Raw genomic sequence first — 12846 nt, 5'->3', positions numbered from 1 at the left:
TTTAAATCACATTTTATTAAAAAACATACATAGTTTTGTTTTTTATTTGTCATTTTCATGTATACTAAAGTTATTGGATTTTTAAAAGCAACTTCATTTATTAAGGAGGGACTGTATGCGGAAAAATTTTCAAGAAGTAATTGTGGCAATTTTACCGATGACAATCTTAATTGTCATTTTGACTTTTATTTTTGCACCTCTGCCTATTGATGAATTAGCGACATTTATCATCGGTGCAGCTATCATGATGGTGGGGATGACGCTGTTTTTATTTGGAGCGGAGTACTCTATGTTGCGTGTTGGTGAATTAGTGGGAGAGTATATGATTAAGCGTCGTAGCTTAGCAATTATGATTAGTCTGGGCTTTTCAATTGGAATTGGAATTACAATAGCGGAGCCCTCTGTGCAAGTTTTAGCCCAACAAGTCACTGAAATTTCTGAAGGCGCTATCACTAAAGCGGTCTTGATTGGCGTAGTAAGTGTTGGAACAGGAATTTTCTTAGCGTTTGCATTATTACGAACGGTCTTTCGTATGTCTTATTATCATATGATGTTACTGGGCTATGTGGCAGTTTTCATCGCGTCCTTTTTTACCAGTCCAGAATTTATGCCGATTGCTTTTGATGCGGGTGGGGTGACGACTGGACCAGTTACTGTCCCTTTTATTTTGGCGTTAGCAAGTGGATTAACGAGTATGATTCATCAAGGTAAGGGTGAAAATGACAGCTTTGGAATGGTAGGGGTTTCTTCTTTGGGTCCAATCTTAGCTGTTATGGTCTTGGGGGTGATCTTCCAATGATTTTTTTACAACAAGTGTTTAGCGGGTTTACCACGATGATGAAAGAAGTTTTATTGGCGATATTTCCGATCGTTTTTCTCTTTGTCTTGTTGAATTTTACCAGTTTCAAATTAAATAAGAAAAAGTTTGTCCAAATTTTGAAAGGTTTTCTCATTACAACCGTGGGCTTAATTTTATTTCTCCATGGTGTAAATATTGCTTATGTACCTGTCGGGCAATATCTAGGTAGTGAAATTGCCAAGTTGGATTACAACTGGATTTTAATTCCATTAGGCTTTTTGATGGGATTTTTAGTTGGATTTGCTGAGCCGGCAATTCATGTGATGGTCAAACAAGTAGAAGAAGAAAGTGGCGGCACTGTCCGTAGCAAAGTTTTACTAGCTGTTGTTTCTCTGGGAATTGGGGCTGCTGTCAGCTTGTCAATGTGGCGTTTATTAGCTGGCTTTAGTTTGTATTATTTTCTTATTCCAGGCTATATTCTTGTATTTATTTTAGGTAGAAAAGTAGATAAGATGTTTTTGGCGATGGCATTTGATAATGGCGGCGTTGCGACAGGGCCCATGTGTTCGACTTTTATCTTATCCATGGCTGTTGCGATTGCTGCTGAAATTGAAGGACGTAGCCCATTAATCGATGGCTTTGGTGTGGTTGCATTAATTGCTTTAACACCGATTTTATCTACACTTGCGTTAGGGTATATTTATAAAAGAAGAGCAGAACAAAAAGATGTAAAAGTGGAGGCTGAAAAATGAACAAACCAGTGGCATTGAATCTTGAAATGATTATTACAATTGTGGAACGGGGCATAGGAGATGCCGTCATTGAATATTCCAAACAAGCTGGAGCAAATGGGGGGACTTTGCTTCATGGTAAAGGATCCGGGTCACATGATAAAGGACGTTTCTTTGGAATTGAAATTGAACCTGAAAAAGATATTGTCTTAACTTTAGTACCAGATAGTCTTACCAATGAAGTGATGGATGCCATTGGCAAAGGCATTAAAATTAACCAACCTGGCAATGGTATTTGCTTTAGTATTGATATTGATAAGGTAATGGGCATTACAGAAATTAATTCTTATCGTAAAGTTGTCGATATGGATCAATTATTAGATTAGTTGCTTCTTATCAAAGAAGAAAATACCCAGTAATCTGCTTTCAACCTATTTTCACAATAGTTTGGAAGTCGATTATTGGGTATTTTTGATTCAATTTAGTTGCATTTTTTGTTCGTGGTCTAAGCGTCGTAACTCTTTGATCGCTTTAATATAAGAATACAATAAAACAATCACAGAACCTGCCCAAGCAAGTGGTGAGGCTGCTGCCGCACCTGGATATTGAAAATAATGGGTTAAAACAATTGCTGCAAAAGAACGCATGATTAACTCCATGATGCCGGCGATTGTTGGGATTTTGGTTTGTCCTAATCCTTGTAAGGTATAACGCAAAATAAACAGAATGGCTAATATCCAGTACAAACTGGCCACGATAAGAAAGTAAATTCGTGAAAGCTCAAAAACCTTTGTTTCACTACGACTGACAAATAAAGCCACAAAAGAATCACCAAATGTAATCACAACAATGCCAGCAACAATACTGAAAATAATACTCATAATCAAACACTGCTTAACACCTTCAAGGATGCGGCCGTATTCTTTAGCACCATAATTTTGTGCGGTAAAGGTGGCCATCGTAACCCCGAAGCTCATCATTGGTTGCGTAGCAAATTGATCAATTCGGCCGGCAGCTGCTTGAGCTGCTACCGCATCTGTTCCTAAACTGTTAAGTGCTGATTGTAAAATAACCGCACCAATTGCGATAATCGAGGCTTGAAAGGCCATTGGTAAACCAGCATTTAAATGAACGCGATATTCTTCTTTTAAATCCTTAAAGTCACTTTTACTAATTTGTAGCAATGGGATACGTCGTTTAATATAAATAAAACACATTAAACTAGCTGACATCTGCGCAATAACTGTAGCATAACCTGCACCGGCCACCCCCATATTAAACTGTGTGATGAAAACCAAATCGAGAACAACGTTAATAATAACGGCAAAAATCAAAAAGAACAAAGGGGTGCGGCTGTCACCCAAAGCTCGGACCATGTTACTTAAAAGGTTAAATGCCATCGCAGCAAACATCCCACCTAAAATGACAGAGATAAATTCTTGAGCTTGATCAAAAATTTCGGGTGGTGTCTGCATAATAAGCAGTAAAGGACGGAGAAAAATTAAACTTAACAAGGTTAAAATAAGTGTGACAATTAAACTAATCACAAGGCTTGCGGCAAAACTTTTTTTAACACTTTTGTAGTCCTTAGCACCAAAACGTTGTGCGGTAATAATTGAAAGTCCTGCTGTTAAGCCTTGAGCAAAGCCTATGATTAAAAACGTAATACTTCCGGTGGAGCCAACAGCAGCGAGAGCATCTTTGCCGATAGTTTGGCCGACGATAATCATGTCGACCATATTGTAAAATTGTTGAAAAACATTTCCCACAAACAACGGAATGGTAAACATAAAAATCAGTTTGGCAGGTGTTCCTTTTGTCAAATCTTTCATTTCGTTACTCCTATTTTTTGGTAAATTTATTATTTTTTTCTACAGTGTTACCTAAGCAAAGTAAATGGTAGCATAACCGCTACCAAATACAAGCTTTTTCAAAGAGGTTTTGCAAGAATTTTCAATTTTTTCATGACATTTCTTTTTATTACTGGGATAATAGAGATAAGGAGGCGGCAAGATGAAAGTTGTATTGATACGCCACGGTGAAAGTATTGCAAATTTTGAAAATTATTGGACCGGTTGGCTTGATGTTCCTTTAACGGAAAAAGGAAAGGTACAAGCAAAAAATGCAGGTAAGAAAATTAGTGCTGAAAATATTCAATTTGATGCGGTGTTTACTTCCGTTTTAAAACGGGCAATTCTAACTAGTCAAGTGGTGTTAGAAGAATGTAATCAATTATGGGTACCGGTTACAAAAACGTGGCGATTAAACGAACGCCATTATGGCGCGTTAATCGGTAAAAATAAAGATGAAATGTCAGCTCTTTATGGCGTCGAACAAGTGAAAAAATGGCGCCGCGGATATTGGGAAATACCACCGTTAGAAAACAGTCAGACATTTGACCGAAGATACCAAGCATTAGCATCCCAAGATCTGCCTAAAGGTGAAAGTTTAGCGCAAACACTAAAACGGGTTGTGCCCTTGTGGCAAGATCAGATAGCGCCACTTTTATTGGATGGTAAAAATATTTTGGTGGCAGGTCACGGTAATAGTTTACGAGCATTAGTAAAATACTTGGAAGAAGTACCGGATAATCAATTGGCTAGCATTGCTATTCCCAATGCTCAACCAATCGTTTATGAATTTGATGATAAGTTGCAAATCGTTGAAAAAAAATTAATATAAACACGAACAATTTCAAAGCACAATTTGGTTTTGTTCCTTTTTTTATCGAAAGGTTAACTTATTTTTGCTATACTCGAAAAAAACAGGAGGTATTTTAAATATGAAAGCTATTTTAACAGTAATTGGTCAAGATAAGGTGGGCATTATTGCCGGTGTTAGCCAAAAACTGGCAGATTTGGACATCAATATTTTAGATGTTTCTCAAACGATTATGGAAGATTATTTTACCATGACCATGATGTTGCAATTAAAACAAAATTCGGATTTTGAAAGTATGAAAAAGGAATTGAATCTTGTTGGTGATAAATTGGGTGTCAAAATCAACGTTCAAAATGAAGAAATTTTCAACGCAATGCATAAATTATAGTAAGGAGCTTAGTCCATGGAAACTAATCAGATTTTAGAAACCATTCGCATGGTAGAAGAAGAAAACCTAGATATTCGTACGATTACAATGGGAATCTCTTTACTAGATTGTATCAGCAGTGATGTTCATAAAACCTGTGATAATATTTACCAAAAGATTACCACCAAAGCACGTGATTTGGTAAAAGTAGGAGAAGATATTGAAACCGAATTTGGTATTCCCATTATCAATAAACGAATTTCGGTCACGCCAATCTCTCTTGTTGCTGCTGCAAGCGGTACTAATGATTGTATTCCTTTTGCCAAAACTTTGGATAAAGCCGCAATTGCTTTAGGCATAAACTTCATCGGAGGATTTTCTGCTTTAGTGGAAAAAGGTTATCAAGGTGCTGATCGAGCGCTAATTGCTTCCATTCCCGAAGCTCTAAAAGAAACGCAATTTGTTTGTTCTTCTGTTAATATTGGCTCAACGCGAGCTGGAATTAATATGGATGCCGTCAAATTAATGGGCGAAACAATCAAAAAAACAGCCGCAGCTTCAGAAATGGGCTGTGCCAAATTAGTCGTTTTTGCCAATGCAGTCGAAGATAATCCCTTTATGGCCGGGGCTTTTCATGGGGTCGGCGAAGCAGACTGTGAAATTAATGTAGGCGTTAGTGGTCCAGGTGTAGTGAAGCGTGCTTTGGAAAAAGTTAAAGGTGAATCCTTTGATGTTGTAGCAGAAACCGTGAAAAAGACAGCCTTCAAAATTACACGAATGGGCCAAATGGTTGGTCAAGTGGCCTCGAAACGTTTAGGTGTTCCTTTTGGTATTGTCGACTTGTCTTTGGCTCCCACACCTGCTGTTGGGGATAGTGTTGCCCTAATATTAGAAGAAATGGGATTAGAATCTGTTGGAACTCATGGAACAACGGCTGCTTTAGCTCTTTTAAATGATGCCGTTAAAAAGGGGGGGGTAATGGCATGTAATCATGTTGGGGGCTTATCAGGTGCTTTTATCCCTGTTTCTGAAGATGCGGGAATGATTAAAGCCGTAGAAAATGGTTTGTTGAATTTAGAAAAATTAGAAGCCATGACGGCAATTTGTTCTGTTGGCTTAGATATGATTGCAATTCCAGGTGATACTCCCGCTGCAACAATTGCGGCTATGATTGCTGATGAGGCAGCAATTGGTGTAATTAATCATAAGACAACTGCTGTGCGCATTATTCCGGCTAAAGGGCAAAAAGTAGGCGATATGGTAGAATTTGGCGGCTTATTAGGCCGTGCACCTGTAATGAAAGTTAATCCTGCGAAAAGTAGCGACTTTATTGCCCGGGGTGGGCGTATTCCGGCCCCCATTCATTCATTTAAAAACTAAAGGTTGATGAAAATGAAAGATTTTATTTGGGATTTTGATGGAACGTTATTTGATACTTATCCCAATATGTTAAAAGCAATTCTGAAAGTTTTGCAAGAAGAAGGGATTAGCGCTGAGGGCGAAAATATTTATCGATTATTAAAGGAAAAATCTTCAAAAGCCGTTACACAGCACTATCAACTCGACTTTACTGATTTTTCGCATCGTTTTCATAAATATGAAAATGAAATGGAAAAGTGGCCCCATCCTTTTGCCTATGTGACAGAGATGTTAATTGCTGTTCAAAAAAACGGCGGCCGTAACTTTATTATGACGCATCGCACTGTGTCTTCTACTAAAAAATTGTTGGGACACTATCAATTGACGGATTTTTTTGTTGAAATTGTTGGTGAAGAAAATAATTTTGCGAGAAAACCTGATCCTGAGGCACTTCTTTATTTAGTAACAAAATATCATTTGCCAAAAAAACAGACGGTAATGATAGGCGATCGGCTCTTAGATATTGTAGCAGGAAAAGAAGCGGGATTAAAAACTTGTTTCTTTGATAATGAAGGATTGTTAGAAAATATTTCTGCTGATTACTACGCTACAGATTTTTTACAGTTACAAAATTTAATTAGTGAAAGCTAGCCCTCGGCAAATTTTTTGAAGTATAGTGCAATAATGTAGCATCTATTGCTAACTTTAGTTATTGGCTTAGAATAAAAGGATAAATTATAAATAGCAAAATCAGTTTTAAACTGGTTTTGCTTTTTTTTTTGTGAAATTTTAGTTAATAGTAATAAATAATTTTTTTTGCGTAGTTAACTATGAAAGGAGGAAAAAAATGAATGTTTTAGGAGATAAAAAACAGCAGTTGTTAATTGGTAGTGGTATTTTCATTTGTATTACAATTATAGGAGTATTTTTTATCTGGTATAAACAAAAAGAAAATAGTACATGGGAGACCTTGCCTAGTAGTTCTAGTAGTGAAATGGTATCAAAACAAAGTGAAAGCCAAAGTGCAACGATTACCGTAGACATTAAAGGAGAAGTAGTAAGACCTGGAGTTTACGAATTACCCCATGATGCAAGAATGCAAAAACTAGTCCAGATGGCTGGCGGCTTTACTAAAAAGGCGCAACAAAAAGAAATTAATCTGGCTCAAAAATTACAAGACCAGCAGATGATCTATGTACCAAATCACAAAGAAATATCCCCTAAAAATATAGGGGATAGTAGTACGCTGAACGAGATTAAGGATGGGACTAATGATAACACAGAAAAAGTAAATATTAACGCGGCAGACCTGACACAATTGCAAACTTTATCTGGCATTGGCATAAAAAAAGCAGAGGCGATCATTGCCTATCGGGAGGAAAATGGAAATTTTAAATCCATTGACGAACTAAAAGAAGTTTCGGGAATCGGGGAAAAGACGGTTGAAAAATTACGTGCATCGATTACAATATAAATAAAATAATAAAGGAGCGAAGTTATGACGGATCAAAGAATTCCTTGGGACCAATATTTTATGGCACAGGCGGTACTCTTAGCATTACGTAGTACTTGTACTCGTCTTGAGGTCGGTGCAACATTGGTAAAAGATAAACGAATTATTGCAGGAGGTTATAACGGATCAGTTAGTGGGGATGTCCATTGTATAGATGATGGCTGTTATGTTGTAGATAACCACTGTATCCGCACGATTCATGCTGAAATGAATGCATTGTTACAATGTGCGAAATTGGGAATTTCGACTGATCAAGCAGAAGTCTATGTCACTCATTTTCCTTGTCTACAATGCACAAAAGCTCTTTTACAAGCAGGGATTCGTAAAATATATTACTTACATGATTACCACAATGATCCTTATGCAGTTGAATTAATTGCGCAGGTCGGTGCGACAGCGCAAAAAGTAATCTTAGATCCCGAATATTTTCAAAAACTTTCTTTTGGTTCACTAAACGAAGTAACTGAATAACGGCTTAACCAATCGCTGGATTTTCCCGAGTCTAGCCTTGGTCTTAATCATTTGTAGTATTTATTTAAAACAGCCACTGCTCTTATTATTACTTTCTTTGTATTGTATCTATTTTTGCTGTAGTCGCCAATTCAAACTTCTGTTAGTTGTTGGTATCTGCAGCTTTTTTATCGTACCGCGCTGCCTCATTATTTTAGAAAAAACTGATAAAAGTTATTCTCAAAAACAACAATTTGTTCTTAAGATTGAAGAAGATAGTCTAAAAATAAACGGTGATAGTTTAAGCTTTTCTGGTACAAACTCACGTCAGGAACGCTTTAGTTGTTATTATCGAATAAAAAATAAAGAAGAAAAAGATTATCTAATTCAAAAACCTATTGCCCAAAATTTTGTCACAGTTTATGGCCAATTTAGTAAAGGGAGAAAACAACGTAATCTTGGAGGCTTTGATCAAGTAAAATATTTAAGAAGTCACCATTACTGTGGTAATTTGAACGTAGAAAAATTGCAATGGCAGACTAAAAAGTCTTTTAATTTCAGACAAATTCGAGCGAGCTGTATTCGTCAGCTTAAGCAGAAATTACCTAATAAAACGAGGGCTTATTTAAGTGCATTGTTTTTAGGTTATAAAGATCAAGACTTTAAAGAAACGCAAGCGGTATTATCACCAACTGGTATTTTACATTTTTTTAGCATTTCAGGGCTGCATGTGCATATTTTTTTAGGAACATTTTTATATTTTCTGCAATTTTTGCGCTTAACTTTAAAACAAAGTTTACCACTGCTAATTTTATTTGGTGGCATAATAGTATTGTTCAGCGGGGGAGGGATTGGCATTTGGCGTGCAACCTTATCTTTCTTTTTAGGCATTGCTACAAAACTCGCTCCTCTCTCTTTATCTCAATTAGACAAATTTAGTATCGTTCTTTTACTCTGCCTATTTAAAGATCCACTCTTAATCTTCCAAATGGGTGGTCAGTTGTCCTTTATCATGGCGCTATTGTTGTTAACAACCGACAATACCAAAAGTACTTTTAAGAGTCTTAAAAAAAGTTGTTGGTTAACGTTATTGGCCTTGCCGCTTATTAGTTTTTATTTCTATGAATGGCCAATCCTAGGTGGTGTCTTTACAATTATATTATTACCAATCTTCAAGTTCTTTTTATTACCTGTTGGTTTTATAATCATGGTAGGTAGCTTTTTTATAACAGACAGTTTCTTCGCATCTTTATTTGAAAATTTTATTCAATTTTTTGAAAATATTTTAAACATAACCACATTTTTTACCTTGCCGATTGGTTGGTTGCCTCCTTTTTTTGTCCTTTTTCTTATGTTGTTAGGTGTTTTTCTTTATCAAAGGAAATATCCCCGCTGGTTAGTCGTAGTGTTACTTGTTTTCTTACCTTTCATGGTAAATCGTCTTCTATTTCCTTTAATGACCGTTTTCGTGGACGTGGGTCAAGGCGACGCCATTTTGTTTAAATCCCGCTTTAATCGTGAAGTTATTTTGGTAGATACGGGTGGGAAACTGCTGTTTGAAACAAGAGACTGGCAACGGAAAATTCAAAATAGTAACGCACAAAACACTTTGATTCCAGTGTTGAAATCCTTAGGTATTACAAGAATTGATAAGGTTTTTATCACACATGGGGACACGGATCATATGGGTGATTTAGAAGAAGTGTTGCACCATTTTAATGTAAAACAATTGATTCTAGGTGATGGTAGTCAAAATCATAAAAACATGGTGAAGACTTTAAAAAAACTACCGCGTAAAACAGCCTTGCGAGTAGTTAAAGGAAAATCATTTGTAAATGGGATTTTTCCAATGTATGTGTTTGCCCCAATCCACGGTCAAGGTGAGAATGAAGATTCCCTTGTCTTACAAATTCAAATTCGCAAACAACGCTTTTTATTGACTGGTGATTTACATCAGGCTGGAGAAGAACAGTTAGTAAAGGATTATCCCAATCTGAAAAGTGATGTTTTAAAATTAGGACATCACGGCAGTCGCACTTCATCTTCTTTAAAATTTATTCGCACGGTTGCGCCAAAAACCGCAATCATTTCTTGTGGTTTAAACAATCAATTCGGTCATCCTCATAAAGAAGTTTTGAGAGGATTAAATGAAAACCAAATTCAGACACTACGGACTGACCAACATGGAATGATTTATTTTAAGTGGCGCATTTTTCAATCAGAAGCTACACCTGTAGTAATCCAAGAATCTCCTAGCTCTAAATAGTAGAAAATGGTAGGATAGAAAAAGAGTATTTGAAGGAGAAAGATAATGAAAGCTCAAGAAGCATTACAAGCAATCAAAGAAAAACCGCTGGCTCCCTTGTATCTTATTTTGGGAACGGAAAGTTATTTACAAGACCGAATAAAGCAAGCTTTTATGGAACGTCTACAACTGCAAAAAGATGATTTAGACTTGGTTTATTTTGATTTAGAACAAGATCCTTTGAATTTAGTAGTAGCAGAAGCTCAGGCACCATCTTTATTTTCCTTGGAAGATAAGCGTTTGATTATCGCTGAAAATCCTCTGTTTTTAACAGCGGAAAAAAAGAGCAATGTAATAGAACAAGATTTGACTGATTTTTTAACCTATTTAAATGCGCCAGCTGAAAGTGGCGTAGTGGTAATCATCGCCCCTTATGAAAAATTGGATGAGCGCAAAAAAGTGAGTAAACTACTAAAAAAGCAGGCAGTTGTAATCGATGTTCAACCATTAAAAGAGCAAGAGGTAGAACGCTATATTCGTCAAACGTTAAGCGCAGAAAATATCCAACTGGAGCGCGCAGCTTTTGATACTTTTATGCAATTAACGGAAATGGATTTGACCAAAGCAATGCAAGAATTGGAAAAATTGCTATTATATGCTGCCAATGGCGCTCCATTGACAAAAGATGTGATTTTACAATTAGTGCCGAAATCTTTGGAGAATAATATTTTTGAATTGACAGAAAACGTTTTGACTGGAAATGCGGATAAGGCATTGCGTATTTACGAAGATTTGCATTTGCAAGGAGAAGAAACAATCAAAATCAACGCTATTTTAATTGGTCAAGTCCGACTATTATTACAAACAAAAATATTGACCAAAGCAGGTTATCAACAAGGAAATATTGCGCAAACTTTAAAAGTGCATCCCTACCGGGTAAAGCTTGCGATGCAACAAGTTCGCAAATATGATGAAAAACAGTTAATGACCCTGTATGATGAATTAATTGAAAATGACTATTTAGTAAAAACAGGGCAAATGGATAAAGAATTTTTATTTCAGCTCTTTGTTTTGAAGACAGCGCAATAAGAAAATGGCCAAGTGATTTAGGAGTCGTTTATATAGTAAGTAAAAAGAGATACTAAAAATTTTTAGTATCTCTAGAGCATTGCTAACAAGAAATTATATCAAAGAAAAAGCGTTGAAGCTTAAGCTTCAACGCTTTTTGACACTATTTAGCGATTTTTTTGCTTAAACGAGCTTTATCGCGGTTAGCTTTATTTTTGTGAATCAAGCCTTTTGTTTCGGCCATGTCGATTGCTTTGCTAGCTTCTTTATACAAAGCTTCTACGTTGTCAGCACCAGCTTCAACAGCTTGTTCGAATTTTTTGATGCTTGAACGCATAGCACTCATTTGAGATGAATTTTTAGCGTTAGCAGCAGTGCTAGTTTTCACGCGTTTGATTGCAGATTCAATGTTTGGCATAAGTTTCACCTCCGAATAAAAAGTTTTGCATGACAAGTCATACAAATCAACACTAGTCATTATACCCAATCATTGTAAGCAATGCAATAAAAGTTGTAAAGAAATTTTACTTAACAGAAAAAGTTAAAAAAATGACGCAAACAAAATTGAAATATGCTATGATACTAACGTAAAAATACAAATCTGCTTTTTGGTGGTGTAACTTTTTGATAGCATTAGTTGTAACGATTACTTTGGTAATGGGCGTTATTTTTGTGAACGGTTGGACCGACGCACCCAATGCCATTGCAACCGCTGTTTCCACGCGGGTATTAAAGCCTAATGTGGCAATTTGGATTGCAGTAATCATGAACTTTCTCGGTGCATTAGTCATGACTTATTTTAATGCGCAAGTAGCAGAAACAATTAGTAATATTGTTAGTTTTGATGCACAAGGAAATATTGGCGCATCTCAAGTGGCGTTAGCCGCTTCGCTTTTTTCAATTGTTGTTTGGTCGGTAGCTGCGTGGTATTTTGGCATCCCAACGAGTGAATCTCATGCTTTAATCGCCGGCTTAACCGGATCAGCTATGGCGTTAGGTGGCCTTGGTGCTGTGAATGGACAAGAATGGGTTAAAGTGTTAATTGGTCTTGTTGTTTCTACCATTCTAGGTTTTGGTGGGGGCTATTTAATTACTAAACTTATTGCAATTATTTTTCGGGATATTCCGAGAAGAAAAGCCAATAAATTTTTTACAGTCGGTCAAGCAATCGCTGCCGCTGCAAATGCCTTTTTGCACGGGGCACAAGATGGGCAGAAGTTTATGGGGGTCTTTATGTTAGGCCTTTATTATAATAATTTGGCGGAAAAAACCGGGGGCGGTTTCACCATTCCTTTATGGGTCATGGCATTGTGTTCCATTACGATGGGATTTGGAACCTCTGTAGGTGGTATGAAGATTATTAAATCTGTCGGGATGGATATGGTTAAACTAGAAAAATACCAAGGGTTTTCCGCAGATGTTAGTGCGGCCATTGTTTTATTTTTGGCCTCGATATTTGGTATCCCAGTATCCACTACGCATACTAAAACAACAGCAATTATGGGTGTCGGTGCTTCTCGAAGACTTTCCAGTGTAGACTGGCGAATTGTCAAAGAGATGATTTTTGCTTGGGTTATGACTTTCCCGGGTTGCGGTTTAATTGCTTATTTGATGGCGAAATTATTTGTCGCAATCTTTTAATTTAGATAAGGA

At 36.7% G+C, this 12846-nt stretch carries 14 protein-coding genes; 12 read left to right on the top strand and 2 right to left on the bottom strand.

Annotated elements, in window-relative coordinates:
- The first annotated feature begins 115 nt into the window (after positions 1 to 115).
- Genes RK01_RS04485 through RK01_RS04475 form a run of 3 tightly spaced genes read left to right on the top strand, consistent with a single transcriptional unit; the run spans position 116 to position 1916 of the window.
- The gene (locus RK01_RS04485; RefSeq protein WP_016172091.1) at positions 116 to 799 is read left to right on the top strand and encodes a DUF1538 domain-containing protein; all 684 of its coding nucleotides are present in this window, start codon (positions 116 to 118) and stop codon (positions 797 to 799) included.
- Complete coding sequence (locus tag RK01_RS04480) at positions 796 to 1551, top strand: DUF1538 domain-containing protein (RefSeq protein ID WP_016172090.1); 756 nt, start codon at positions 796 to 798, stop codon at positions 1549 to 1551. Before RK01_RS04485 ends, RK01_RS04480 begins: the two co-directional genes overlap by 4 nt.
- Positions 1548 to 1916, top strand: coding sequence for a P-II family nitrogen regulator (locus RK01_RS04475; RefSeq protein WP_016172089.1), 369 nt, complete (start codon positions 1548 to 1550; stop codon positions 1914 to 1916). Before RK01_RS04480 ends, RK01_RS04475 begins: the two co-directional genes overlap by 4 nt.
- A gap of 90 nt (positions 1917 to 2006) precedes the next feature.
- On the opposite strand, the gene RK01_RS04470 is transcribed toward RK01_RS04475, so the two are convergent.
- Positions 2007 to 3362, bottom strand: coding sequence for an MATE family efflux transporter (locus RK01_RS04470; protein ID WP_016172088.1), 1356 nt, complete (start codon positions 3360 to 3362; stop codon positions 2007 to 2009).
- Positions 3363 to 3543: 181 nt separating this feature from the next.
- Here RK01_RS04470 and RK01_RS04465 point away from each other — a divergent pair, with 181 nt between their 5' ends.
- From RK01_RS04465 to holA, 8 genes are all read left to right on the top strand, one after another.
- Entirely contained in the window at positions 3544 to 4212 is a 669-nt protein-coding gene (locus RK01_RS04465; protein WP_016172087.1) for a 2,3-bisphosphoglycerate-dependent phosphoglycerate mutase, read from the top strand.
- 100 nt (positions 4213 to 4312) lie between these two features.
- Positions 4313 to 4579 (top strand): ACT domain-containing protein, encoded by a 267-nt coding sequence (locus RK01_RS04460; RefSeq protein ID WP_016172086.1) that lies wholly within the window; start codon positions 4313 to 4315, stop codon positions 4577 to 4579.
- A gap of 15 nt (positions 4580 to 4594) precedes the next feature.
- A complete protein-coding gene (locus tag RK01_RS04455) occupies positions 4595 to 5938 on the top strand; it encodes a PFL family protein (RefSeq protein ID WP_016172085.1) in 1344 nt (447 codons plus the stop codon).
- A gap of 12 nt (positions 5939 to 5950) precedes the next feature.
- A complete protein-coding gene (locus RK01_RS04450) occupies positions 5951 to 6568 on the top strand; it encodes an HAD-IA family hydrolase (RefSeq protein ID WP_016172084.1) in 618 nt (205 codons plus the stop codon).
- 196 nt (positions 6569 to 6764) lie between these two features.
- Positions 6765 to 7391, top strand: coding sequence for a ComEA family DNA-binding protein (locus RK01_RS04445; RefSeq protein WP_016172083.1), 627 nt, complete (start codon positions 6765 to 6767; stop codon positions 7389 to 7391).
- Between the two features lie 24 nt (positions 7392 to 7415).
- Positions 7416 to 7901, top strand: coding sequence for a ComE operon protein 2 (locus tag RK01_RS04440; protein ID WP_016172082.1), 486 nt, complete (start codon positions 7416 to 7418; stop codon positions 7899 to 7901).
- A 37-nt stretch (positions 7902 to 7938) separates the two neighbouring features.
- Positions 7939 to 10146, top strand: coding sequence for a DNA internalization-related competence protein ComEC/Rec2 (locus RK01_RS04435; RefSeq protein WP_016172081.1), 2208 nt, complete (start codon positions 7939 to 7941; stop codon positions 10144 to 10146).
- Between the two features lie 45 nt (positions 10147 to 10191).
- A complete protein-coding gene (holA, locus tag RK01_RS04430; RefSeq protein WP_016172080.1) occupies positions 10192 to 11214 on the top strand; it encodes a DNA polymerase III subunit delta in 1023 nt (340 codons plus the stop codon).
- Positions 11215 to 11356: 142 nt separating this feature from the next.
- Here holA and rpsT read toward each other — a convergent pair whose 3' ends face one another.
- Positions 11357 to 11611 carry a 30S ribosomal protein S20 gene (rpsT, locus tag RK01_RS04425; protein WP_016172079.1) on the bottom strand — a complete coding sequence of 85 codons (255 nt, stop codon included), beginning with the start codon at positions 11609 to 11611 and terminating at the stop codon, positions 11357 to 11359.
- Between the two features lie 239 nt (positions 11612 to 11850).
- On the opposite strand from rpsT, the gene RK01_RS04420 reads away from it, so the two are divergent.
- Complete coding sequence (locus tag RK01_RS04420) at positions 11851 to 12834, top strand: inorganic phosphate transporter (protein ID WP_051113724.1); 984 nt, start codon at positions 11851 to 11853, stop codon at positions 12832 to 12834.
- The last annotated feature ends 12 nt before the right edge of the window (positions 12835 to 12846 follow it).

It is taken from the genome of Enterococcus dispar ATCC 51266 (assembly GCF_000406945.1).
Classification (GTDB): Bacteria; Bacillota; Bacilli; order Lactobacillales; family Enterococcaceae; genus Enterococcus_C; species Enterococcus_C dispar.
The sequence above is the reverse complement of the archived record's forward strand: the minus strand, read 5'-3'. Positions and strand labels throughout refer to the sequence as shown.

Coding starts and splice junctions, on each gene's coding strand:
- RK01_RS04485 (WP_016172091.1), top strand. CDS start 116: ATGCGGAAAAATTTTCAAGAAGTAATTGTGGCAATTTTACCGATGACA.
- RK01_RS04480 (WP_016172090.1), top strand. CDS start 796: ATGATTTTTTTACAACAAGTGTTTAGCGGGTTTACCACGATGATGAAA.
- RK01_RS04475 (WP_016172089.1), top strand. CDS start 1,548: ATGAACAAACCAGTGGCATTGAATCTTGAAATGATTATTACAATTGTG.
- RK01_RS04470 (WP_016172088.1), bottom strand. CDS start 3,362: ATGAAAGATTTGACAAAAGGAACACCTGCCAAACTGATTTTTATGTTT.
- RK01_RS04465 (WP_016172087.1), top strand. CDS start 3,544: ATGAAAGTTGTATTGATACGCCACGGTGAAAGTATTGCAAATTTTGAA.
- RK01_RS04460 (WP_016172086.1), top strand. CDS start 4,313: ATGAAAGCTATTTTAACAGTAATTGGTCAAGATAAGGTGGGCATTATT.
- RK01_RS04455 (WP_016172085.1), top strand. CDS start 4,595: ATGGAAACTAATCAGATTTTAGAAACCATTCGCATGGTAGAAGAAGAA.
- RK01_RS04450 (WP_016172084.1), top strand. CDS start 5,951: ATGAAAGATTTTATTTGGGATTTTGATGGAACGTTATTTGATACTTAT.
- RK01_RS04445 (WP_016172083.1), top strand. CDS start 6,765: ATGAATGTTTTAGGAGATAAAAAACAGCAGTTGTTAATTGGTAGTGGT.
- RK01_RS04440 (WP_016172082.1), top strand. CDS start 7,416: ATGACGGATCAAAGAATTCCTTGGGACCAATATTTTATGGCACAGGCG.
- holA (WP_016172080.1), top strand. CDS start 10,192: ATGAAAGCTCAAGAAGCATTACAAGCAATCAAAGAAAAACCGCTGGCT.
- rpsT (WP_016172079.1), bottom strand. CDS start 11,611: ATGCCAAACATTGAATCTGCAATCAAACGCGTGAAAACTAGCACTGCT.
- RK01_RS04420 (WP_051113724.1), top strand. CDS start 11,851: ATGGGCGTTATTTTTGTGAACGGTTGGACCGACGCACCCAATGCCATT.